This is a genomic window from Sodalis sp. dw_96 (assembly GCF_018449575.1).
In the GTDB taxonomy this organism is placed as follows: Bacteria; Pseudomonadota; Gammaproteobacteria; order Enterobacterales; family Enterobacteriaceae; genus Acerihabitans.
Map to the genome: position 1 here is coordinate 48201 of NZ_JAAVUT010000008.1, position 22862 is coordinate 71062.

General features: G+C 59.7%; 17 protein-coding genes. 6 read left to right on the plus strand and 11 right to left on the minus strand.

Going from position 1 to position 22862, the window contains the following annotated elements:
- Positions 1-66: 66 nt before the first annotated feature.
- The 3 genes from HB631_RS13605 to HB631_RS13615 all read left to right on the plus strand — a co-directional run bounded on the left by HB631_RS13605 (position 67) and on the right by HB631_RS13615 (position 3322).
- The gene (locus HB631_RS13605; protein ID WP_213991709.1) at positions 67-765 is read left to right on the plus strand and encodes a GntR family transcriptional regulator; all 699 of its coding nucleotides are present in this window, start codon (positions 67-69) and stop codon (positions 763-765) included.
- A gap of 307 nt (positions 766-1072) precedes the next feature.
- Positions 1073-2161, plus strand: a complete 1089-nt coding sequence (locus HB631_RS13610) for an iron-containing alcohol dehydrogenase family protein (protein WP_213991710.1) — start codon at positions 1073-1075, stop codon at positions 2159-2161.
- A 456-nt stretch (positions 2162-2617) separates the two neighbouring features.
- Positions 2618-3322, plus strand: coding sequence for a TIGR02453 family protein (locus HB631_RS13615; protein WP_213991711.1), 705 nt, complete (start codon positions 2618-2620; stop codon positions 3320-3322).
- Positions 3323-3524: 202 nt separating this feature from the next.
- Here the strand turns inward: HB631_RS13615 and HB631_RS13620 are convergent, their stop codons facing one another.
- From HB631_RS13620 to HB631_RS13660, 9 genes are all read right to left on the minus strand, one after another.
- On the minus strand, positions 3525-5420 hold the full coding sequence (locus HB631_RS13620) for a cation-translocating P-type ATPase (protein WP_213991878.1): 1896 nt from the start codon (positions 5418-5420) through the stop codon (positions 3525-3527).
- Between the two features lie 104 nt (positions 5421-5524).
- Positions 5525-6592 (minus strand): protease modulator HflK, encoded by a 1068-nt coding sequence (locus HB631_RS13625; RefSeq protein ID WP_213991712.1) that lies wholly within the window; start codon positions 6590-6592, stop codon positions 5525-5527.
- The gene (locus tag HB631_RS13630; protein ID WP_213991713.1) at positions 6589-7635 is read right to left on the minus strand and encodes a protease modulator HflC; all 1047 of its coding nucleotides are present in this window, start codon (positions 7633-7635) and stop codon (positions 6589-6591) included. Before HB631_RS13630 ends, HB631_RS13625 begins: the two co-directional genes overlap by 4 nt.
- 23 nt (positions 7636-7658) lie before the next feature.
- The gene (locus HB631_RS13635; RefSeq protein WP_255556993.1) at positions 7659-9740 is read right to left on the minus strand and encodes an SPFH domain-containing protein; all 2082 of its coding nucleotides are present in this window, start codon (positions 9738-9740) and stop codon (positions 7659-7661) included.
- A 292-nt stretch (positions 9741-10032) separates the two neighbouring features.
- The gene (locus HB631_RS13640) at positions 10033-10953 is read right to left on the minus strand and encodes an NAD(P)-dependent oxidoreductase (RefSeq protein WP_213991714.1); all 921 of its coding nucleotides are present in this window, start codon (positions 10951-10953) and stop codon (positions 10033-10035) included.
- Entirely contained in the window at positions 10953-11726 is a 774-nt protein-coding gene (locus HB631_RS13645; RefSeq protein ID WP_213991715.1) for a glucose 1-dehydrogenase, read from the minus strand. Before HB631_RS13645 ends, HB631_RS13640 begins: the two co-directional genes overlap by 1 nt.
- Positions 11727-11894: 168 nt before the next feature.
- Positions 11895-13091: a four-carbon acid sugar kinase family protein gene (locus tag HB631_RS13650; protein ID WP_213991716.1), complete on the minus strand. Its 1197-nt coding sequence runs from the start codon at positions 13089-13091 to the stop codon at positions 11895-11897.
- An 18-nt stretch (positions 13092-13109) separates the two neighbouring features.
- The gene (gene pdxA, locus HB631_RS13655; protein WP_213991717.1) at positions 13110-14114 is read right to left on the minus strand and encodes a 4-hydroxythreonine-4-phosphate dehydrogenase PdxA; all 1005 of its coding nucleotides are present in this window, start codon (positions 14112-14114) and stop codon (positions 13110-13112) included.
- Positions 14111-15562, minus strand: a complete 1452-nt coding sequence (locus tag HB631_RS13660) for an FAD-binding oxidoreductase (RefSeq protein ID WP_213991718.1) — start codon at positions 15560-15562, stop codon at positions 14111-14113. Before HB631_RS13660 ends, pdxA begins: the two co-directional genes overlap by 4 nt.
- A 131-nt stretch (positions 15563-15693) precedes the next feature.
- On the opposite strand from HB631_RS13660, the gene HB631_RS13665 reads away from it, so the two are divergent.
- A complete protein-coding gene (locus HB631_RS13665) occupies positions 15694-17028 on the plus strand; it encodes an MFS transporter (RefSeq protein ID WP_213991719.1) in 1335 nt (444 codons plus the stop codon).
- A complete protein-coding gene (locus tag HB631_RS13670) occupies positions 17012-17977 on the plus strand; it encodes a YhfZ family protein (RefSeq protein WP_213991720.1) in 966 nt (321 codons plus the stop codon). Before HB631_RS13665 ends, HB631_RS13670 begins: the two co-directional genes overlap by 17 nt.
- 91 nt (positions 17978-18068) lie before the next feature.
- Here HB631_RS13670 and HB631_RS13675 read toward each other — a convergent pair whose 3' ends face one another.
- Both HB631_RS13675 and HB631_RS13680 read right to left on the minus strand, forming a co-directional pair.
- On the minus strand, positions 18069-19493 hold the full coding sequence (locus tag HB631_RS13675) for an MFS transporter (RefSeq protein ID WP_213991721.1): 1425 nt from the start codon (positions 19491-19493) through the stop codon (positions 18069-18071).
- Positions 19494-19641: 148 nt separating this feature from the next.
- The gene (locus tag HB631_RS13680) at positions 19642-20337 is read right to left on the minus strand and encodes an alpha/beta hydrolase (RefSeq protein ID WP_213991722.1); all 696 of its coding nucleotides are present in this window, start codon (positions 20335-20337) and stop codon (positions 19642-19644) included.
- Between the two features lie 527 nt (positions 20338-20864).
- Here HB631_RS13680 and HB631_RS13685 point away from each other — a divergent pair.
- The gene (locus HB631_RS13685) at positions 20865-22859 is read left to right on the plus strand and encodes an LTA synthase family protein (protein ID WP_213991723.1); all 1995 of its coding nucleotides are present in this window, start codon (positions 20865-20867) and stop codon (positions 22857-22859) included.
- The last annotated feature ends 3 nt before the right edge of the window (positions 22860-22862 follow it).

Consider the following 22862-nt stretch of genomic DNA (forward strand, 5'->3'; position numbering starts at 1 on the left):
GCGCTGGACTTAACTCCTCTTTAGACTTATCGAATTCTTCTATGCCTACATAAAAATGAAATACTTATGCCCCTTAGTCGAGACATCACCGCTTACGAATCAGTGAGTAAACAGATTTACCGTTTCTTACGCCTAGATATTGTCTCCTGTACTATCCATCCCGGCTCGACTCTGTCGGAAAATGAAATTTCAAGCCGTTATAAAATTTCCCGCCAGCCGGTGCGTGAAGCCTTTATCAAATTGGCGGAGACCGGCCTGGTCCAGATCCTGCCGCAGCGGGGCACCTTTGTACGTAAGATTTCCGCACGCCATGTCGCCGACGGCCGTTTTATTCGTGAAGCCATCGAGATAGCGGTGGTCCGGCGGGCGGCGGCGGAGGCCAAACCGGCGGATATCGCCCGGTTAAGCGCGATGATAGATCAGCAGAAGCTGGCGGCGGAAAAAGACGATCCCTACGAATTCCTGCTGCTGGACGATGAATTTCACCGCGGCCTGGCACAAAGCGTCCACTGTGAGCTGGCCTGGGACACCATCGAAAACATCAAAGCCGGGATGGATCGTGTGCGGTTTCTTACCCTCAGCAAAGAATCGCCGCCGGCCAGCCTGATTAAGCAGCATAGCCGGATCCTTGACGCCATCATTGCCGGCGATGCCGACGCCGCCGAACAGGCAATGCATCAGCATTTGAAAGAAATGATTTTCTCCCTGACCCAGGTTGCGGAGCGGTACCACCATTGGTTTGAAGAAGACCCGGAAGATGTGTAACCGCAAAACACGGCCGCGATCGCCGAATCTGAACCAGGCGTGTTAAAGGGAGAGCGCGCCAATAGGGTCGAAGCGGGCGTGGTTTTTCCGCCCGCCGGAGCGCCCTATGGTGCGGTAGACCCGCGATCGCCGAATCTGAACCGGGCGTGTTAAAGGGAGAGCGCGGCCTGGGGAACGGTTGACCCCTCACTCATTTCGTCCTTCCTTCTCGACTGCAAGATTGTTTACCGGCAAAAGCGGCTTCCGCTGGCGGGAGGCGCCGCCAAACGATTATACTCGTATTTTATTTATATCAGCGGGCAGTAAAATGCGATTAAGCCAGGTTGTACGGAGCGGTCCGGGGCAATATATCTGCGAAGAGGGGGCATTGCGGTATTTACCGGAAAAATTAACTCCATTCCACCGCCCCTATATCATTACCGGTAAACACGCCTATGCGGCTTTTCAACGGTTTCTTCCGGGAAAATTGGATATCCCGGTGCTGTTTTACGATGAAACCGCCAGCCATGAGGATATGCGGCGGCTGTCCGAACTGGCGCGGGACGCGGATGTAATTATCGGCATCGGCGGCGGACGCGCGCTGGATACCGCCAAAGGCACCGCCGAACTGCTGAATGTGGAAAATATCATTATCCCGACGGTCATGGGCACCTGTTCGGCCTATACCCCCCTCTCCGCGGTCTACCACCCTGACCACACTTTTAAACAGGTGGATTATTACCATCGCGCCGCCTATCTGGTCCTCCTGGACTTGTCGTTACTGATAGCCTCCCCCAGGGCGTATTTTGTCGGCGGCATCGGCGATACCCTGGCAAAATGGTACGAAGCCGAAGCCATAACCCGGAAATACGCCCGGGACAGCTTGTCGCTGTTCGTGACCATGGGCCTGGCGGCGGCGAAAACCACACTGGATACGCTGCTTGCCGACACACCTGCGGCATTGGCCGACATGGACGCGGGCAATATTACCCCCGCCTTCCAGCGAGTCTCGGAGGCGGTGGTCGCCGTCGCCGGAATGGTGGGCGGCTGCGGCGGAGAATATGGCCGCATGGCGGGCGCCCACGCCATTCACAACGCCCTGAGTTATCTGCCGGAAACCCATGGCATACTGCACGGTGTCAAAGTGGCCTACGGCATACTGGTGCAGCTGGTGGCCACCGGTGATGCGGATGAGGTGAAAAAACTCATGCCCTTTTATAAAAAGAACGGTTTCCCCTACAATTTTGCCACATTGGGCATTACCACAGACCATGAAACCGCCATAGCCACCCTGTCGGAATTTGCCGCCGGCGGGCAGGAAACCTTCGTGCTGGCGGTTGACGCCGTCTCACCGGCGCACATCGCGGCGGCCATCCGCCAGGTCGAGGATATCGCCAGGCAGGATCGCACGCTATAAGCCCACTATCACCGAACGTGCACTGAACGTGTTAAAGGGAGACCGCGCCAATGGGGTCGAATCGGGCGTGGTTTTTCCGCCCGACCGAGCGCCCCATGGCACGGTAGGCCCGCGATCACCGAATGTGCAACCGAGCGTGTTAAAGGGAGACCGTGCTGATGGGGTCGAATCGGGCGTGGTTTTTCCGCCCGACCGAGCGCCCCATGGCACGGTAGGCCCGCGATCCCTGGACGTGCAACCGGGCCTGTTAAAGGGAGACCGTGGCGATGGGGTCGAATCGGGCGTGGTTTTTCCGCCCGACCGAGCGCCCCATGGCACGGTAGGCCCGCGATCACCGAACATGCAACCGAGCGTGTTAAAGGGAGAGCGTGCCGATTGCGCGTGAGAGCACGATCCGTTGGACTTCCGGCGTGCAGATCAAGTAGATTCTTTGCTATTTATATCAGGGCATACATTGTGCAATCTTCTTCTTTTCAAGGCTTCACCCCGGCGGGGCTAGGCTTTTTGCGGCAAATCGTCGCTGAAAACAGCAAAGAGTGGCTCGAGTCCCATCGCGGCATCTACCATGACAATCTGCTGACGCCCTTTCGGGCCTTGGTGGAAACCCTGGCGCCTGCCATGCTGAAAATCGACGACCGGTTCGAGACGCGCCCGGCCATCGGCAAAACCCTGTCGCGCATATACCGCGATACCCGCTTCTCCAACGACAAATCCCTTTTCCGTAACCGGATGTGGCTGTCCTTCAAACGCCCGTCAAAAGAGTGGACCGATGCGCCGGTCTATTTTTTTGAACTCTCCCCTGACTGTTTTCGCTACGGACTGGGCTACTATTCCGCCAGCAAGGCCACCATGGATCGCTTCCGCCATCTGATGTTGCGCCAGCCGGAAGAGTTCGCCAAGGCGGCGGCCTGCTGCCGCGCCTCCCTTGTATTGGAGGGTGAACGTTACAAACGACCGCTGATTAAAGATCAAGATCCGGCCCTTGCCGCCTGGTACAACCTTAAATCCTTCGCCGTCATGGCAACGGATACAGCGGTGGAATCCCTGTTCTCGCAGGCCCTGGCGCCACATCTGCAGCGGACTTTCCAACAATTGGAGCCGCTTTATCACCTGCTGATGCGGGTGGAAATAATGAAACAGATTCCCCTGGAAGACCTGTGACCCTCAGGGTACAAGGGTAATCGGCATGGACGTCGGGTTGAATCCTAGGGAAGACTATCTGGAGGGAACAACAGCACAGAGCAGCCTGGAACGGGTACGCCGGTGAGGCGCGGCGAAAAGGAACGAACCGGACTTCCCCGGTTCTCACATTACGAACGGCCGGAAAGACCGGATGGCGGCTGGAGGCTCCGCCAGTCGGCCATTATTTCCGCCGTGGGTCCCTGCCCTCAACCTGCCCCAGCGGCTCATCGAAACGCAGCAGGCGGCCGGCGTTGCCCAGCACCAGCAGCGTACTGAGATTATGCAATACCGCCGCGATCATCGCTCCGGCAACGCCCAGCAGGCCGAACGCCGCCGCCGCGACGATGAGCACCGTCCAGCCCAGGCCAATCAGCACATTGATATGCAACGTGCGCCGGCAGCGGCGGCTGAGCCGAACGCAGGTGCCCAGACGGCGCAAATCGCTGCCGATCAGCACCACGTCCGCCGAGGCCAGGGCGATATCGGCACCCCCGGCCCCCATGGCAACCCCCACCACACCGGCCTTTAACGCCAGCGAATCATTGATACCGTCCCCCACCACCATCGGCCGAAAACCGCTACGGATTTCGGCGGTCACACGGGTGAGCTTGTCTTCCGGCAACGCCTGGGATATGACCTCGCCGATGCCCACCGCCCCGGCGATGCTCTGCGCCACGCTCCGTCGATCGCCGGTAAGCAGCATCTGCCGGCCGAGACCCAGTTGCCGCAGTTCGCTTAACGCCTCGGCGGCCTCCCGACGGACCGTATCCGCCAGCAGCAGCCAGGCGAGGAAGCGTCCCGCCAGGGCCAGGCCGACGATGGGGCCGTCATGCTCCGGCACCGGCGGTGTTACAATGCCCTGCCGGGCAAACAGTTCAGGGCGGCCCAGCACCGCTTCTCCCTGCTCGGTGGCGGCGCTGACACCCAGGCCTTGCCGCTCGGCGATATCCGTTAACGGATAATAATTTTCCTGCGGGATCAGGGCGGCCAGCGCGCGGCTGACCGGGTGATTACTCGTGGCGCCGAGGCTTGCCGCCAACCGCCGGATTTGCTCCGGCTGTTCCCCCTCTTGGGCGCGAATATCCTGCAAACGCAGGGCGCCGTGGGTCAGTGTGCCGGTTTTATCGATAATCAGCGAGGTGAGATCCGCCAGCTCTTCCAGAAAGGCCGAGCTGCGGATCAGGATACCGTGGCGCGCCGCCACCGCCAGACCGGCAATGGCCGTCGCCGGGGCCGAGAGCACCAGCGCGCAGGGACAGGCGGCCACCAGCACCGCCAGCACCGCCTGGGCGTTATTGGTGACGAACCAGGTGGAGGCGGCGATAAGCAGCACCAGCAGCAGGTATTGACCGGCGTGGCGCTCCAGCAGACGGGTAATGGGCGGTTTGGATCCCTCGGCCTGCTGCATCAGGGCAATCACCTTGCCCAGGGTGGATTCTTCCCCAATGCGGGTGACCTCAATACGCAACAGTCCGTCCAGATTGATGGAACCGCCGAATACCGTCATACCGGGCCGGATCTCCAGCGGCAGCGACTCGCCGGTAATGGGCGCGGTATCCAGGCTGGCCTGCCCGGCCAATACCAGTCCGTCGGCCGGCACGCGATCGCCGGCCCGGACTTCCACCCGATCGCCGGGGCGCAATTGATCGTTGTCTATCTCAAGCACGCTGCCGTCGGCCTCGATTTTTCTCGCCTGGCTGCGGGTCAGACGGCCCAGCGCGTCGATGGCTTCCTGCGAACCGATAACGCTGCGTTCCTCCAGCACATGGCCGAAAATCATGATAATCGGCAGCAGCGCGGCGGTGAGCAGATCCCCGGTGGCCCAGGCGCCGAGCATCGCCAGGGCGATCAACTGGTCGGTAATACCGTGCAGAGTAGGATGCAACAGACTGTACCAGCCGGAACGAAAGACCGGGATGGCCACCAGCAGCGAGGCAAGGCCCAGCAGCAGTTGGCTGACGCCCTCCTGTTCCGGGGCGAGCCAGCGCCAGAGCAATCCCAGCGCCAGCAGGCCGAACGCAACCATGGCTAACGTCAGTTGACGGGCAATGGCGCGCTGTTCGTCGCGGGTCAGCATGGTGCCGGTAATAGGGGCATGATGGTGGCCGTGATGGCCATGGTGTACATGGCCACCGTGCTGTTCGTGGCGATCGTGGGAATGGGAGGTATTGGCCGGTTCGCTCATTTTTTCACCGTTGTGGCGTTGTCGACCCCTTGCAGGATCAGATGCGCATCCTCATGAGGATCGATGCCGGTTACCGAACCCGCCTTGGCGAAAATAATCGCTATGCGATCGCGGTACAGCCGCCAGAGGATGTCGGGGTCCGTGCCGCTGCTCAGGGTATTGGCCAGGCCGGTGATAGTCGCGGTATCCGCCCGCGCTTTGGCCAGCCGCTCGCTGGCGCTGGCCTGGGCGATTTGCAGCGTCCGATCGGCGGACTGATTGGCGGACTGGGTCACGCGCGCCGCATCGTTTTGCGCGGCGGCAATAACCTGCTCCGCCAGTTGGCTGGAGGTGAGCACGGCATTAAAGGCGCTTACCGCTTTATCCGGCAGCGACGACTGCACATCCACCCGCTCTATCTCAATGCCCAAGCCGCTGCCGGCGGCTTTAAGCGCCGTCAGGCTCCGGTTGATGCTCTGTTGCAAATCACCGCGCATCCGCTCCCGCCGCTCCACCACATTGCTGTCGTTACTCACCAGCTCCGGGCGGGCCACCAGGATGGTATCAAGATCCCGAGAGGCGGACACCACCACGGCGGCGCGCTCCACCAGCCGATCCAGGGCCGGTGGGATATGCTCGCCTTGCAGGACATAATCATAGGGATCGGTGATTGTGTAAAACACCCGCACATCCAGTTGCACCACGCCGGCGTCCCCGGTGAGCAAATAGCCGGAACCCGCCAGGGTATCACTGGTGACGGCATCGCCGTAATCCGCCTGCTGAGCCTCCGACGAGCGCAACAGGGCCGTGACCCGGCGCTCCATCACCCGGTCGGCGGCGGGCAGTATTACCACCCGTTCAAAAGGTTGCGGCCAGGCCAGCAGTAATCCGGCGTGTTCGATGCGCTGCAGGGCTTCAAAGCGCAGCACGACGGCCTGGCTGTCCGGACCGATTTGCCGCACATTGCTCAGCAGCCAGCTGCCGGCGGTAAGCAGGGTAACCCCGAACAGGGCCAGGAAAGCCAGCCGTCCGGCCTGCAGCCAGGGGCCGCCCCGGCCGATACCTTGTATCAACGGCCGTCTCATGGCTGTCGCAATCCGGCTGAGGGCGTCGCCGCGTCCGGCGGCACCACGGAAGACACCGACGGCGTACCGGAAGACACCGACGGCGTGCCGGGAGGAGCCGGCGTCAAACGCGGCGGCCCTTCCACCAGCACCCGGAACGGCGCGGCGTCGGTGCGCAGCACCAGGCGGGTACCGCTGTTAACGATGCTGCTTAGGGTATCCAGGGAACGTAACAGGTCATACAGCGCCGGCGAGCTGGCATAAGCCCTGCCGTAGATTTCCGCCGACGCCACCTGGGACTGGGCTTCGATGGACGCCGCTTTCACCGACGCGTCCGCCTGGATAATGCGGGCATCACGCTCGGCGGCGGAACGGATTTCCGCCGCTCTGCGTTTACCTTCTGCGGTACGCTCGGTGGCGATGGTTTCCCGTTCGGCGCGCATACGGTCCACTGTCGCCCCCAGGGTGACCGACGGCAGCGTCAGGCGTTCAATGCCCACCTGCACCAACCGCACGCCGTAGGTTTGTCCCAGTGGCTGTTCAATCTGCCCGCGCAGCCGCTGTTCAAAATCCGCCAGACGCACTTTCGACCCGTCGGTGTTCACCAGATCCGCCAACGGAAAACCGCTGGCGGTGGTTTCCAGCGCGGAACCGACAAAGGTGCGGATTTGACGCGCGGCTTCGTCCGGCTGATTCTGCACCGCCCGCATAAACCGCTGCACGTGATCCGCATCGGACTGCACCTGCCACACCGCATAGGCCTGCACGATGATCCGCAGCCCGTCGCGAGTACCCACATCCTGCAATCCGCTGGAGGTGGTACGCAGCCGCAGATCCACCGGGATCGCCGATTCAAACGGCAGCGGCAACCGCCAGGCCAGGCCGGGTTTCAACAGCACCCTAACCGGATTGCCGAAACGGGTAATGACCGTCGCTTCGCCGGAGCGCACCTGCACCAGGCAGGCGGCGGCGATGACAAACACCAGCAGCAGGGCGGACAGGCCGAGGCGACGCCAAAGCCTGGCGCGGGAAGCATGGACGTCATGATCGGGTGGCTGTGACATACTCAAAGACGATTCTCCGGCATTTATTGCGGCTTGGCTTTGGTGACGCCCGGATCGATAGGGGCGACAAAGCTTCTGAGGTCAAGGGTCGGCGGCTCGCCGGCGCCGATGCGATGATCGAGGATAAGCGCGGGGGTATTTCCCAACGCCCGGGCGAGCTGGCTGAAATAGGTTTCGGTGAGGAAGGCTTGCCCCGCGTTCTGCCACGCCTGGCGCTCGGCGCCGAAACGCAGGGAGGCGGACTGCGCCTGCGCCAGATTTTCATGGGCGGCTGCGGCGGCCTGATCGGCGGCCAGGCTGGCCTCCAGCTGTGCGGCGTTGAGACGTGCCGCCGCCTCTCCGCGCTCCCGGGCAATCAGCGCCTGCGCGGCGATTTGCGCGGCCTGCACGCCGTGGTAGGCATTGGCGGCGCCGGCCGGCGGATGGATAGCCTCAATCACGATGGCCAGGATTTCCACCCCACTGTTCATTTGGTCTAGCCGCCCCTGCACCACTTTGCCGATTTCAGCGGCCAGATCCGCCCGCTGATGGCCGAGCACATCATCCAGGGTGCGGGAGGCGAAATCGTCCACCAGCACCCGATTGGCGGTACTGCGGATCAGCGCCGGCACGTCGGCGGTATTATAGGTAGCCGCCAGGGCGGCTTTATTACTTAACCCGATGCGGTAGATGAACCGCACGTCCATATTAACGATCTGGAAGCTCTGCTTGTCCCCCGCCACGCCGGCAATAACCTGCGACCGCTCGCTGGGATGATAGGCATCCCACAGACGATTGGCGCTGTCCGGCGCCGGACCTTCCGCCGGCGCCGGCGCGCTACCGGCGGCGGTATCCGCCGAGCCGGTGGTGATCTCATGCACCACGCCGTTTTCCACCGGCAGGACGCGTCCGAACGGCCAGGGCAGACCGATATTCAGCCCGGGGGCAATCACCTTCACCGGTTTGCCGAAGCGCTCGTAAATGCCGCGGCCGTTAAAGGCAACCTCGGTGACGCCGGTGAGCAGCCAGCCCGTAAGCAGCAGCAGCGCCAAAATCGGCAGAGAGGCTTTACGCATAAAGGTGAAAGCCCAAATCTGCCGCAAATCAATACCAAAGCGCTGCTGCAGCTCATGCTGGAAAAACTGCAGCGGACGGGGCGGCCAGCGCAATTGCGCCGCCAGCATGCTTTCGCCAATCAGACGCGGCTCCCGGCGCTCCCGGCGGGGATTGAATAACGACAGCGCGCCCCTGACCATCAGCTCCAGCGCCACCAGCGCCGGCAGTAAACCGGTCAGGCTCGCCAGATATCCCGGCCAGGGCGAGGCAACAGCGGCAAACAGCAGACAGGGCACGCAGAGCAGTTGCACCGCGATGACCATCCGCACCAAGGGTATCAGTCCTGCGGCTTCCGGCCATTGTTCCGATGAGCCGGCCGCCAGATGCCGTTCCAGCACCAACAGCCCGAAAGCGGCCAGAATCAGCAGGCCCACCACCACATACACGGTTTGATCCACCAGCCCGATGCGCGCATCGACGTTCCAGCCGCCGCGCACCAGCAACAGCGCCAGCAGCGACAGGCCCATCAACCATAGGGGGTCGCTGCCGATGCGACGAAGCTGGGCGGAAAGAAAAAGCGCGATACGGCCGGGGGACGGAGGCAGCTCGGACGCTGCCGCCGAGGCCGGTGTTTCAGCCGCCAGCGGGCCGGGGGCCGTTATTGAGGACGATGTTTCAGCCGCCGACGCCCCGGAAGGGGCGGGCAAGAGCGTTGTGCCTGTCGGTAATGGCGCGGAGTGGATGGTTGAGGACGGTGTTCCCGCAGCCAACGTCGCGGCGGGGGAGAAAGTGATGTCTGTCAGTGCCGCGGCGCGCCAGGCCGCTACCTGTCGGGCGGAAAGCAGCGCGGCGGTGAGCACCAGCAGCGCCGCGATATTATTGCAAACCAGCGGCAGCCAAATCGAACCCGGCGCGATCCAATGGATAAGGAGAGCCGCCAGCAACAAAATGGCGGAGAGCGCGCCCAGCCCCTGGGCGAAACGATATAAACCACGTGCCTGAAAAGCGGCGCGCTGGAAGCGTGGGAGCGCTTTGATATCGGCGGTGTCATCATCCAGATCAACGCGCATGATTACTCAAACACAGGCTGCATGGCAAAGAGGGTCCTATTATGCTCCACGGCCCGGCACTTCAATAGCATTGCCTCGTTCCGGGAACGGAAATGCGCGGTGCGGGGGGAGAAACGGCATGCGCCGAATTAGCATGACTATATAACATTACACTGGATGAAAGGCTAATGCCTTTGTATTACAACTGTAACAAATGAGCGGCCGGTCACCGGCTTTTTTCCAAGCCATGTTACCGGTTCAGCGCCGCCATGTCACGACAGCGGCATGGCGGCGGCTAATACTCAGGCTTGTATCAAGGGCAGTTCGAACGGGACCGGATATAAAAATCACTTAATTGCTCGATAATCTCCACCATCAGCGGATCGTCCCCTTGCCCCTGATGCCTTGCCATACCGATATCCACCAGTCTTCGCACCTCGCGGGCAAGGGTTGCCGATGTGCCGAGAGAATCCGCCAATTCCAGCGCCGAACGCATATCTTTGGCCGCAATGGCAAGCGTCGCCCCGCTGGCATAGTCGGTTTGCCACGCCAGCGGCACCCTGTGCTCCAGCGCCCAGCTGCCGCCGCTGCTAATACTTATTACCTTGATAATGGTATCCGGATCCAGCCCCGCCTTTACGCCGGCCACCACCATTTCCGCAGCGGACGCAAGGGCGGCGAACAGCATGGCCTGGTTGATGGTTTTCATCGTTGCCCCCAATCCCGCCTCGTCGCCAACGTTAATCACGTTTTTGCCCATTGCCCGCAGCACCGGCATCAGGGCGTGCTGCAATGCCGCCGGACCGGATGCCATAATGGTCAGCGTGGCGGCCCGCGCTCCTTCCACCCCGCCGCTCACCGGCGCATCCAGTACCCTGAATTTGCCCTTGGCCCGTACGGCCAGCGCCCTGACGAATACCGGCGAAAGGCTGCTCATGATAATCAACGTCTGGTCTTTATCCGCCCCGGCGGCAAACCCGTTCTCTGCCCAGACCGCCGCCTCGGCCTGTTCGGTATTGAGCACCATCAGTACCGCGGCGTCGGTAACGGCGGCAAGCTCCGCCGGGGAAGCCGCCGCCTTGACATTGATCTCCGCCATCCGCTCCCGGCTGTCGGGCCGCGGATCGAAACCCACCACGGAGTAGCCGGCGACGGACAAATTTTTCGCCAGATTCCAGCCCATTTGCCCTAAACCCATCATGCCGATATGCATCGCGTTTTCTCCGTTTTTCATTATTGCGCCGTCCAGCCGCCGTCCACCAATAAATGATGACCGGTAACCAGATCGGCGCCCTCCGAGGCCAGATACACCACCGCCGCGGCGACTTCAGAGGGGCGTCCCAAACGCTTGATAGGGATGCGGCGCATCACCTCCTCGGCGATTTCCCGATCCTGGAACGCTATCTTCAGCAACGGCGTGTCCACAAAAGTCGGGCCGACGCAATTAACCCTGATCCCCTGCTCCGCCCACTCGATGGCCATGACCTTGGACATATGGACCAGCCCGCCTTTGCTGGCGGCATAGGCGGAGCGCTTATAAAAACCCACCTCGCCTATTTGCGAGGCGATATTGATAATCCGGCCGGGACGTTTGGCGTCCAGCATCCGCCGGCCCACTGCCTGGCTCAAAAAGAACACCGATTTCAAATTCAAATCGAGCAGATAGTCCCAGGTCTGTTCATCGACGTCGGTGGCGGACTGCTGGATATTGGTGCCGGCATTGTTCACCAGGATATCGATGGCGCCCACTTCGGCTTCGATTTGGGAAACCAGCCGGTCAAAGCCCTGAATATCGATGAGATCGGCCTGAAACGGAAACATCAGGCCGCCGTACTCCTCTTTGGCGGTGCGGGCGACCTGTTCAAGCATCGCTTTATCGCGGGCGACAATGGCCACCGTCGCGCCGGATTCCGCCAGCGAATGGGCGATTGTCTCCCCCAGGCCTTTGCTGGCGCCGGTGACGACGGCGATTTTATTATCAAGACGAAATCCCGGAAAATACCGCATTGTTCCTCCTCAATGTGATTGGAAGCAGGGGGCGGCCGACGACGGACCCAACGGCGCACAGCGCCCCGCGTAATGCCTGACCCGGCGGCGGGTCGCATCCGCCACGGTTGCTTGCCGACTGTTCATTTCATTGGCGACCCTTCATCGCAAAGCGTTCATTGCAATCGTTCATGGCCGCCGGCCAAAGCGGGCCCCTAGCATCATTTGCGCCGCATCCTGCAATACCGAGACGGTGCCGAACGCGCCGGGCTTGGTTAAAATAAAGGGATAATCAGCGTCGGGCGGCGCGGCGATGGGCACGGAGTCGGCAAATTCGCCGGTCACCAGCAAACCCCGCCATGCCAGCATGTCGAATAACGCACCGGTGGTTTCACCGCCGACTATCATGATGCCCGCCCCCGGTAAGCTACGCACCGCTTCGGCAAAGGGCGCCGCCAGGGCTTGCGCCAGATCCCTATCGCTCCAGCCCCGATCCCGGCAAAACCGGCTCACATCATCAGCGGTGCTTTTCGCGTCGGTATGCACCAACACGACGGGCGCGGTGGCGCGGGCGATTTCCCGGCATATCCGGCTTATTTCCCGTTCGCTGTCGCCGCCAAAGAGAGAAGGTACCCGCACCGCAATATTGGCGGCACCCTGCGCAATAAGATAATCCACCTGAGCTACCGTGGCGGAGGCGGTGGACCCCACCAGGACCATCAGCCGGGACGCCTCACCGGGTGGGTGCATATCCGGCTTGCCCGCCGGCCCGGCCAGCGCCCTACCCAAGCCGTAGACGCCGGCATAGGCGTTGATACCGGTGTTCCTGGCGCCGCTGACGATCTGCTCGATATCGTTTTGCGTTTCGGTATCGGCGATTATCACCGGACAATCATTGGCGCGCAGCCAGGCGCTGATGGCCCCTTCGCCGCCGCGCACCACGTCCAGCGGCAGGGATAATGGGGCCCAGCCCAACGCCTGCCCCACCAGAGCGGCGATATCGATACCTTTGCGGCCGGATTTCCATTGATAACCGTCCCGGACGTGGATGTGCATGGCCGGGCAGGCCGGTACGATCACCAGCCGTTCGCCGACGGCCTTGGCGAATATCGCCAGTTCCGCCGCGACATTGCCTTTCAGGGTGCTGTCGATTTTTTTCATCAGCAGGGTAAAACCCGCCTGTCTCAGCTGTTGAACCGCCAATACGACGCACTGCTCCGCCTGCGCCACCGGCATATAGCGGCTGCCGGTTTCCACCACCAGCGTCCGCGGTTCGACGCGGCCGTCATTTTGCAGACGCAATACGGGCACCGGCATGCCCGTGCGGGCGATTTCCCCCGCAATAGCGGCGCCCCCCGTGAGATCATCGGCCACGATACCTAGCATATTCTCTCCCTTAACGGCTCATCCGCGCTGATGCCGGGCTTTGGTCAAGGCCAGTTCTTCGGCCTGTTTCACCGCCCGGGACAACAGCTCCGGTTTGGCGATACCCTTCCAGGCGATATCAAAGGCGGTGCCGTGGCCGGCGGTGGTGCGGATGATGGGCAGTCCGACGGCATAGGTTACGTACCCGAACCGCTTCAAAGGGATAGTGCCCTGGTCGTGATACATGGCCAGGATGGCATCGTAGCCGCCCTGCTCCGCCGCGTAAAACAGGCTGTCGGCAGCCAGCGGATCGCTGACGTTCATGCCTTTGCGCCGGCAAACTTCCAGAGCGGGTTTAATGTGATCGATTTCCTCCATGCCCAGCACGCCGTTCTCGCCGGCGTGGGGATTGAGTCCGGCCACGCCGATGCGCGGATGGGGAAACCCGAACTCTTCTACCAGGGATTGATGCAGTTCTCCCATGATACGTTCGATACGCGGCTGCTTGACCCGCGCCACCGCTTCCAGCAGTGAGCAGTGTGCGCTCACCAGGCTGACGCGCAGCGGGCCGCCGATCATAATGGTATGAAAGGCGGTGGTGTTGGTAAGGTGGGCGAAAATTTCGGTTTGCCCCTCGAATTTGTGCCCCGCCAAATGAAAGGCCTCTTTATTGGCCGGCGCGGAACAGATGGCGCTCACCTCCCCCGCCAGCGCCAGTTTGGTGCTGAGCCGGATGGCATCCACCGATGCCTGGCCGCAGATCTTGCTGATGCGGCAGGGAACCACCTCCCGATAGTCAAGGGGGACATCCATCACCCAGACGACGCCCGGCTGGCGTTTCGCCTCTTCCGACCGTCTGACGGTCCGGATTTCCACCTCCAGACCGATATGGTCCGCCACCCGCCGCAATAGCCCGACGGAGCCGATAAGCACCACGGGGGTCTGCGGCATCAACAGGTCGGTGGAGGCCACCTTAAGGCTTAATTCGGGGCCGGTACCCGCCGGATCGCCGACGGTAATGGCAATGGGCTTGATGGTTTTCATCTTGTCGCCTCCGGTTGTTCATCGAATCCCATTTTGCCGGGAGAGAGTATCCCGAGAGGATCCAGCGCCTGTTTAAGCTTAGCCAGTACCCGCAGGCTATCGCCATGTTCCCGGACCATCCAATGTTTACGCGCTTCCCCCACGCCGTGGTGATGGCTGATGGAACCGCCCTGCTCCAGCACCGTACGCATGGTGATGTCCCACACCTTGTTGAAACGGCTCTCCGCGTCCTGTTTGTTTTTACCGGTAATGAAAAAGATAAAGTAGATGGCGCCGCCGTTACTGTAGAAATGGGAATAATGGGCATAAGCGTTGTCTGCGTAGGGGGATATGGCATTCAGCACCTTGTCGTGCAGGGCTTCCAGCGTATGCCAGCCGGCGGCGATTTCGATGGCGTCGGCAAAATCAAAATCCCCGGCGTTGCCGCGATCCAGCCAACCTGCGTCATAGCGGGTTTTTTCCCATACTTCCCCTGGCGTCGAACCAAGATCGTCGCCGCCGTGAACAGCGGCGATTTTCAGGGATTCGGCCTGTTCGGCGGCGGCCACCGCCGGATTACCGTCGAAGGTCAGCACCAATAATGTCCGGTGGGCGGGCTCGATGCCGCTTTTTTCGAATATATGCACCGCTTCTTTTTCATCATAAAGCCGGATGACCGCAGGCATTAAACCGCTGTCCAGCAGTTGGCGCACCGCTTTCAGCCCATTGCCGATGCCCTCGAAAGCCACGCCGCGGAACAATTGGGAGCGGGCCAGCGGCAGGGTGCGCAGGGTGACGGCGGTGATGATGCCCAGCGTCCCTTCACTGCCCACGAACATCTGGGCGACGGAGGGACCGGTGGATGAACGCGGCGAACGCTGAGTATGGATAATGGCGCCGTCGGGCAGGACCACTTCCAGGGACGTGACAAAATTCTCGATGTTGCCGTATTTACTGCTGAAGGTGCCCGATGAACGGGTCGCCACCAATCCGCCGATGCTTGCCAGCGCCAGGGACTGGGGATAATGGGGCAAACGCCGCCCCGCCGCGTTGAGTATGTCCTCCAGATCCCCGCCCAATACACCTGAAGGCACGGTGACTTCACCGTTTTCCTCGTCCAGTTCGGGTTTGCCGTTCAGGCCGGACAGGTCTATACAAAGATAACCGCGCTGGTTTACCACGCCCCCCACGACCCCTGAACCGGCGCCGAACGGCACCACCGGAATATGATGCGCGCCGGCGAGTTTAAGCACCTGCGATACATCCCGGGCGGAACCGACCCGAATGACCGCCAGCGGCGTATGGATATTGAGTTCATTTTCCGACCACTTCGCCGCTATGGGCCAGCGATCGTGCGCCCTGGCTTGACGTGTTTCAAGGGAACTATCAATGACGCTCTGGGGCGCAAGCTTCTGCAACTCGTTAATGAGGGAGGCCGTATCGATACTGCCGGCTGCTTGACTGTTCATAAGAGTCCTTTATTTGTGGGTGGCTTCAAAATATTGACATAAGGTACGACATAACAGATTTATATTTACAGATTACTGTATATTGTTTATATCAGGTCGTCAAACGTGATATCAATCAAGGTGACAATGCTATGCCAATCGATACCGCCAATAATAAAGTTAAGCCACCATCGCAAAACAGGGCCACGCTACGCTGGATCATTTTAGGGATGACCGCACTGGTGTTGGTGCTGAACTATGCCGACCGCGCCGCCCTCGGCGTCGCCGGTCCCCATATCATTAAGGAGCTTGGTCTCAGCGGTACTCAGTTTGGACTGATCGCCAGCGCCTTCTTTTTCAGCTACTCGCCTTTTTCGTTTATCGGCGGTTGGCTGTCGGACAAATACGGTCCACGGAAAGTCATGGGCATCGCCGTGGCCTGGTGGTCTCTGTTCACCGGATTGACCGCCCTGGGCGGTACCTTCATCATCATGTTCATCATCCGTTTCCTGTTTGGTTTCGGCGAAGGCCCCCAGGGTTCGGTCTCGACAAAAACCATGCATAACTGGTTCCCCCAGCGGCAAATGTCCACCGCCATGGGCCTGGCCCAAGGCGCCACGCCCCTCGGGGGCGCCATTGGCACGCCGCTGGTGGTGGCGCTGATAGGTATCGCCGACTGGCGCTGGTCGTTTATCGTCCTGGGGATTCTCGGTATGTTCATCGCCGTCGCCTGGTTTGCCGTGGTGCGGGATCGTCCCGATCTGCATCCTTGGGCCACGCAGAGAGATATCGATTTGCAGCGGGAAAAGTTGACCCAACCCATCACCTCGCCGGATGAAAAGGGGCAACCATCCCTGGGGTTTTACTGCCGTATGCCGGTGCTGCTTGCTACTTCCATCGCGTTTTTTGGCTACGGCTGGGTGCTGTTTACCTTTCTGACCTGGTTTCCCATCTATTTATCCGAGGTGCGCGGCGTCGATCTGAAAGGCCTGGCCTTCGCCGGTTCGCTGCCCTGGGTATTCGGCGTCATCGGTTTCGCCAGCGGCGGATTTGTCTCCGACCTGCTGGCGCGCCATACCGGCAAGCCTATCGGGGCCAGATCGGCGGTCATCGTGATTGGCCTGGTGGCGACCGCAATCCAGTTCGCGTTTATCACCTACGTCGCCACCACGCTGGGCGCGGTGCTGTTAATGTCGGGGGTGGTCTTTTCCCTTTACATTACCGGGGCGCAATATTTTGCTATCATAGGCGACATTGTTCCCAGCCAGCGTCTGGGGGGGGTCATGGGGTTCGTCCACGCCATCGCCAACCTGTCGGGAATCATTTCACCAGTGGTGGCGGGTGAAATTATCGATCGCACGGGAAACTGGACACTGGTTTTCTTCACCGCGGCCGGCATCTGCTTGCTGGGCTGTATTTTGGTGTCGTTTTTCGGTCGTGAACGAAAAATAGAGGTGTATCTAAAAAGAAATGAATCAAAAAGCTGAACCTCTGATATCGCCCCGTGTTAAAGGCGATGTGGAATCCCCGCAACAACGGGCGACCGAAAGGGTCGCCCGCACCATTCTGGAAAGAAAAATCGGCGAGCGCCTGCCCAACGTCGGGGAGCTGAGGGTATCTATCGGCGTAGGAGCCGGCACCATTCAGAAAGCGCTGCAAGAATTGCAGAACGACAAGCTGGTCACGCTGACCTCCAAGCAGCGTCAAGGCACCTTTATCGTGGAGAAAAACCTGGGGGGCCTGTGGTCCAGGGCGGGATTTCATCCGCTGACGGTCATCATGCCGCTGCCCCTGAGCTGGGAATTCCAGGGCCTGGCCACCGGCCTGCGCGTGGCCCTGGATAATTACAATATTCCGTCTTCCTTTATTTTCGGCCATGGCTCCACCCAGCGGTCAAAAGCCCTGAGCGACTCGTTGTCCCATGTTGCGGTGATGTCCACCCATGCGGCCAAAAAGGTTATCGCCGCCAAACCGGCGTTTTTCATCCATACGACTTACTCCGCCGGCAGTTATTACGCCGCCGACTCGGTCATCGTCGTCGCCCGCGCCCCGCGCGATCAATTGCCAAAGACCCTGCGGGTCGGCATTGATCGCCTGTCCATCGATCATGCCATGCTGACACAGCTGGAATTTCCGGATAACGACTACGTGGACGTGACTTACGCACATATCCCCGCCGCTTTGATAAGCGGGGCCTGCGATGTGGCGGTGTGGCATCACTCGGCGTTCGGCCTCTCCCTTAATCACCAGGAACTGTTGACCTGGCCGCTTTCCCCTTCGGCCATGGCGTTATTGACCAACGAGATGTTTTCCGCCTCGCTGGTGATTGATAAAGGTAATACGGCGACGCGCGCGGTGCTGGATGAAATCAACATCGGCCAGGTGGAGAAAATCCAGCGCGAGGTTATTGAAGGGAAACGGCTGCCCACCTATTAGCGGGCAGTGAACCTGTTGACAAAGCGCATGATCGGGGCGGATGCGAAATCCTGAACGCGCCTTGAGCACATCCCGGCAGGCCCGATCCGCCTCAGATATCTTCCAAATCCAGGCCGCGGGTTTTCGGGCCGAAGATGGCGATAACCCCCATGACAATCAGCAGGCTGATGACGATAAAGATGATAACCCCCGTTACCCCGGTATGCTGCAGCAGCAGGCCGATGATGATGCTGCTGAACACTGTCGACAGCCGGCTGAAGGAATAACAGAAACCGACGGCGCGGGCGCGGATAAAGGTGGGGAAGACCTCCGACTGGTAGGAGTGGTAGCTGTAGGTCAGCCAGGCGTTGGACCAGGTGACCAGGAAGCCGCATAAAATAAGCAGCAGCGGATTATTCTGCACCGCGAACAGTGAACCGAAAATCACCGTCACCAGGCAGGATAAAACAATTTGCCATTTATTTTCCATTTTATCGGCATAGCGGCTGCACAGCAGGGAACCCAGCGGATACGCCAGGGTAATAAAAAAGGCATACAGCAGGCTGTGGGTAATGGTGGTGCCCCGGCCCGCCAGCAGCGCCGGCAGCCAGTTGCCGAAACCGAAAAAGCCGATGGCCTGGAAAAAGTTCATCACCGACAGCATCAGAGTACGGCTGCCATAGGGCGCAGCCCAGATATCCCTGAAGGTACCGACCTTCGCCTTGGCCGGCGCCCCGCCCTGGTCCTCATCGCGCTGGGGAAACTCAGCGGCGGCGGTGATGCCGCAGCGCTTTTCCATTTCCAGCATCACCTGGCGCGCTTCCCGGTAGCGCCGCTGTTGAATCAGCCAGCGCGGCGATTCCGGCAGCTTCTTGCGCACGACCCAGATAATCAGCGACGCCACGGCGCCGGCAATCACCACATAACGCCAGCCGGTCAAGCCGAGAATGGTTTGCGGCACCAGCCACCAGGACATTAACGCCACCGTAGGCACCGAGAGAAACTGGATGAAAAACGAGAAGGCGAACGCCTTGGTGCGCAGACCGGCCGGTGTCCATTCCGCCAGGTAAGTATCTATGGTGACCAGTTCGATGCCCAGCCCCATCCCCACCAGGAAACGCAGGAAAATGATCCACTCGGCCTGCTGCTGAAAGGCCAGGCATAAGGAGAACAGGCCGTACCAGGCCAGGGCGAACATAAAGGTCAGCCGGCGACCGAACCTGTCTGCATAGGGACTGAGCAGACTGGCGCCGATAAACAGGCCGAGGAAGGTGGCTGAGGCGAATGCCGCCTGATCGGATACGCCGAAGACCCCCTGCGGGCCGATGTGGAAAATCCCTTCCGCCACCAGCCCGCCGCTGATATAGCCGGTTTGAAACAGATCGTATAGCTCGAAGAAACCCCCGAGGGCCAACAGTACGATAAAACGCCACAGGCCGGCCGAGGCGGGCAATGCATCAATGCGTACCGATAAATCTTCTTCATGTATCGTTAATGGGGCCGCTATCCCGGCATGGGGGGCGTACGCGTCACTCATTGTTAACCCTGCCACAACATAAAAAATAATGTTTCATGATAATGGCTCTTGAGTGGAATTATCTCTTTATATTAGAGTTAGTTCCAAAAAATTTAGCATAAAATACTGTTCAATTAAATTTACTCATATAATCCTTCAGGGCATGACATCAAAATGAAAGGGAATCGGCCGCATCGGCAAGGAAATCGGCGACAGCGTCGGGACGGGACAACATCGGGACATGGCTGCTCTTTAACTTAAGGGTCTTCGCCCCCAGTTTTTGCGCCGAGTCGCGCTGAACCTTAGGGGGAATGGTTTGGTCGTTTTCAGCGACGATATACCAGGAGGGTTTGGCGCGCCAGGCGGCGGTGGTGATCAAATCGTCAAAACACCGGGCGGCCAGCGGTCCCTGGGTGGCGAAAACCACGTCTGCCTCCTCTTGGGGAATATCGCCGGCAAAATATTTGCGCACCCCTTCACGGGACATCACAAGATACTCTTCGCCGCAAGGCTCGATTTCGGCGGTGCCGGGCATCGGCGGATAATCCTGCCACCAATCATTAAAGCTTTTGCCGCTGTCGGGCGCGCCGGCGGCAACATAAACCAATCCCGCCACCTGCGGATGATTGCCCGCTTCGGTGATCACCCCGCCGCCCCATGAATGGCCGGCGAGCAGAACCGGACCGTCCTGCATTTCTATCATCCGCACGGTGGTTTCCACGTCATCCGCCAAAGAACTCAGGGGATTTTGCACCGCGATGGACTTGATTCCCCGGGCGGTCAGCCGGGGGATAACCTTGGCCCAGCTCGAACCATCGGCAAAGGCGCCGTGAACCAACACGATATTTTTTATAGATGAGCCCATGGGCGTTCTCCTAGGTCAACAGGTCGGTGAGAGTGTCATACGTCAGCGTGGGCAGACGTTACGCTCAGTGGCTAACCTTGGTAACCGTGGTTTAATCTCTTTTTTCTGTCAAGAACGCCCCTGTTCACGCCCGGCACCCATCCTCCCCTGAGTCCTTGGTGGGTATTAAGAGAGGCGGATGAGTAATCCGCTGTATTGCCTCAGAAAAGAAACCCGCCCCCATCGCCCGTTTCTCCTTGCCGCGGGGGAATTCACCTTCTCCGCGGGCAAAGAGTCTATAAACCAGGGAAACAAACCCGCCCCGATGGGCGAAGCGTCATATGATCCCATTCCCGGCCCCAAGGCGCGCTCCGTAAAATCCCGCCGCCCCGGGTTTTAACCGACCGTGCGGTTCGCACATTTTGGCAAAGAAATCAGCCTCTATTTACTCTCCGTTGATATTCAGTGGAACTTCTTTTTGAAAGAATGTAGCCAGCAAATTATTAATGAAATTCATTAATTAATTAATATAAATATTCGGGCATAACATGTATCAACTGAGAATCCGCGCCTTATTAAGCGCCCTTTGGTGCCAGATAGGCTTGCTCACCTTGCTGCTGGTGGGTTCGCGCTATTTTATGTTTCACATTTTTGTCGATCCGCGGCAAATTATCGGCCATGCCGCGGCCATTGAGCATATGTGGTTGACCGGCATACGTTTTGATTTACGGGTCGCGGCTATTTTGCTCTCCCCCTGCCTGATAGCCGGCCTGCTTATTGCCGCCAGGGAAAAGGGCTGGCCATGGCTGGCACGCTGCGCGCGGGCTTATCTCGGCCTGGTGGCGTTCGTGGTCATTATGGTATCAATCATTAATTTTTATTATTATCAGACATACCATGACTTTATCGATATTTTTGCTTTTGGCCTGGTGGACGACGAATCCAGCGCGGTTATCAAGAGCATTTGGCAAGATTATCCGATCCTCAGGGGACTGCTGGTGGCGATGGCGATCACCGCCTTTGATATCGCCCTGACCCGGCATTTTTTAACGCCCCGCCGCCGGCCGGAAAAATCCCGCTGGCCGGTGGGCCTGTTTGCCCTGTATTTATTCTTGACCCTGCTGCTGTTCGCCGTCATGGCGCGCGGCGGTATCGCGACGTTCCCGCTGCGCCGCAACGACTCGCAGATCTCCACCATCACCGCCCTGAATAAACTCACGCCCAACGGTTTGATCGCCTTATCCTGGGCCGTGGGGGATCATAACCTGGATGTCAGGTTCACACCGGTTTCCCATCAGGCCGGCACGGTCTTGTTGCGGCAGTCCGGTTTGGATTCGCTGGACGCCCGCACTCCCGTCAACCCATGGCTTGCGGATCATAAACCCAACGTGGTGATGGCCCTGATGGAAAGTATGGGCAGTAATATGCTTGTGTTTGATCATATGCCGGACAACGATTTGCTCGGCGCGCTGCGCAAGCCTTTTGCCACCGATTTCGTCTTTCGCCGTTTCGTTTCGGAAGGCAACGGCACCGCGCCGTCCTTCGCGGCGCTGTTCTTCCACAGCCCGGTACAGAATATCAGCCACTCTTCCGCCCAGCAGGTGCCGTTAAGGGATACGCCTTTCGCCCTGTATAAAAAGGCCGGTTATAAAGTCATTTTTATCACCTCAGGCAGCTTGATGTGGCGAAATCTGGGCAATTACCTGCCCTACCAGGGAGTGGATCAGGTTTTCGGCCAGGAAACCCTGGAGTCCCTGTATCCCGAGTCCAGGCATGAGGTGACGGACTGGGGAGTACCGGATGATTATGCTTTTCGCCTGGCGGCCAAATTATTGGCCGAGGCCACGCAACCAACATTTATCACTATATTGACCGTGACCAATCATCCGCCATATATCGTGCCCCCGCACTATCACCCCAATCCGGTATTCGCGTCGGCCCAAATGATGGCGCATGCCGAAGTCCCGCAGCAGGCCCAGGAAAATATTCTGCGAACCTATCAGTACGGCACCGACTCACTGGGGGAGTTTATCGCGACGATAAAAAGCTCTCCTCTTGGGGATAACACCCTGATCGCCGCCAGCGGCGATCATCAAATGCGCCGCTTAAGGGCCTTTAATCCCCGGGAACAATTCCTGGATCGGGCCGTCCCGTTTTATCTCTACGTTCCGAAGGTCATCCTGGACAACAGCCCGTGGCGCTATGACCCGTCCCGCATCGGTTCACACAAAGACATTTTGCCGACCCTCTATGCCTATTCCCTGGCGGATACGCCTTATCAGGCGCTGGGGGGCAGGAATATGCTGGCGCCATCGGATGACGGCAGCCGGGCCTTTGGTTACAACGTTGACTTGTGGGTTGACTCACAAGGCGTCTATCCGCTCACCGGCCGGCCGGCGTTTTATCCCTGGACAAAAGACGGCGGCCTGACCCTGCAGACCGAGGCCGGACCGGTGGATAAATCGCGGATGCAGCGCTTTACAGCCTACCCCGCGTTACTGCGCTGGCAATTGAATGCCAAGATAAAAGGCTTCACGGATTGAGAC

What these genes read in the sequence shown, in the direction of transcription:
- HB631_RS13605 (WP_213991709.1), top strand. Translation starts at nt 67, where the DNA reads ATGCCCCTTAGTCGAGACATCACCGCTTACGAATCAGTGAGTAAACAG.
- HB631_RS13610 (WP_213991710.1), top strand. Translation starts at nt 1,073, where the DNA reads ATGCGATTAAGCCAGGTTGTACGGAGCGGTCCGGGGCAATATATCTGC.
- HB631_RS13620 (WP_213991878.1), bottom strand. Translation starts at nt 5,420, where the DNA reads ATGCTGACCCGCGACGAACAGCGCGCCATTGCCCGTCAACTGACGTTA.
- HB631_RS13625 (WP_213991712.1), bottom strand. Translation starts at nt 6,592, where the DNA reads ATGAGACGGCCGTTGATACAAGGTATCGGCCGGGGCGGCCCCTGGCTG.
- HB631_RS13630 (WP_213991713.1), bottom strand. Translation starts at nt 7,635, where the DNA reads ATGTCACAGCCACCCGATCATGACGTCCATGCTTCCCGCGCCAGGCTT.
- HB631_RS13635 (WP_255556993.1), bottom strand. Translation starts at nt 9,740, where the DNA reads ATGCGCGTTGATCTGGATGATGACACCGCCGATATCAAAGCGCTCCCA.
- HB631_RS13640 (WP_213991714.1), bottom strand. Translation starts at nt 10,953, where the DNA reads ATGAAAAACGGAGAAAACGCGATGCATATCGGCATGATGGGTTTAGGG.
- HB631_RS13645 (WP_213991715.1), bottom strand. Translation starts at nt 11,726, where the DNA reads ATGCGGTATTTTCCGGGATTTCGTCTTGATAATAAAATCGCCGTCGTC.
- HB631_RS13650 (WP_213991716.1), bottom strand. Translation starts at nt 13,091, where the DNA reads ATGCTAGGTATCGTGGCCGATGATCTCACGGGGGGCGCCGCTATTGCG.
- pdxA (WP_213991717.1), bottom strand. Translation starts at nt 14,114, where the DNA reads ATGAAAACCATCAAGCCCATTGCCATTACCGTCGGCGATCCGGCGGGT.
- HB631_RS13660 (WP_213991718.1), bottom strand. Translation starts at nt 15,562, where the DNA reads ATGAACAGTCAAGCAGCCGGCAGTATCGATACGGCCTCCCTCATTAAC.
- HB631_RS13665 (WP_213991719.1), top strand. Translation starts at nt 15,694, where the DNA reads ATGCCAATCGATACCGCCAATAATAAAGTTAAGCCACCATCGCAAAAC.
- HB631_RS13670 (WP_213991720.1), top strand. Translation starts at nt 17,012, where the DNA reads ATGAATCAAAAAGCTGAACCTCTGATATCGCCCCGTGTTAAAGGCGAT.
- HB631_RS13675 (WP_213991721.1), bottom strand. Translation starts at nt 19,493, where the DNA reads ATGAGTGACGCGTACGCCCCCCATGCCGGGATAGCGGCCCCATTAACG.
- HB631_RS13680 (WP_213991722.1), bottom strand. Translation starts at nt 20,337, where the DNA reads ATGGGCTCATCTATAAAAAATATCGTGTTGGTTCACGGCGCCTTTGCC.
- HB631_RS13685 (WP_213991723.1), top strand. Translation starts at nt 20,865, where the DNA reads ATGTATCAACTGAGAATCCGCGCCTTATTAAGCGCCCTTTGGTGCCAG.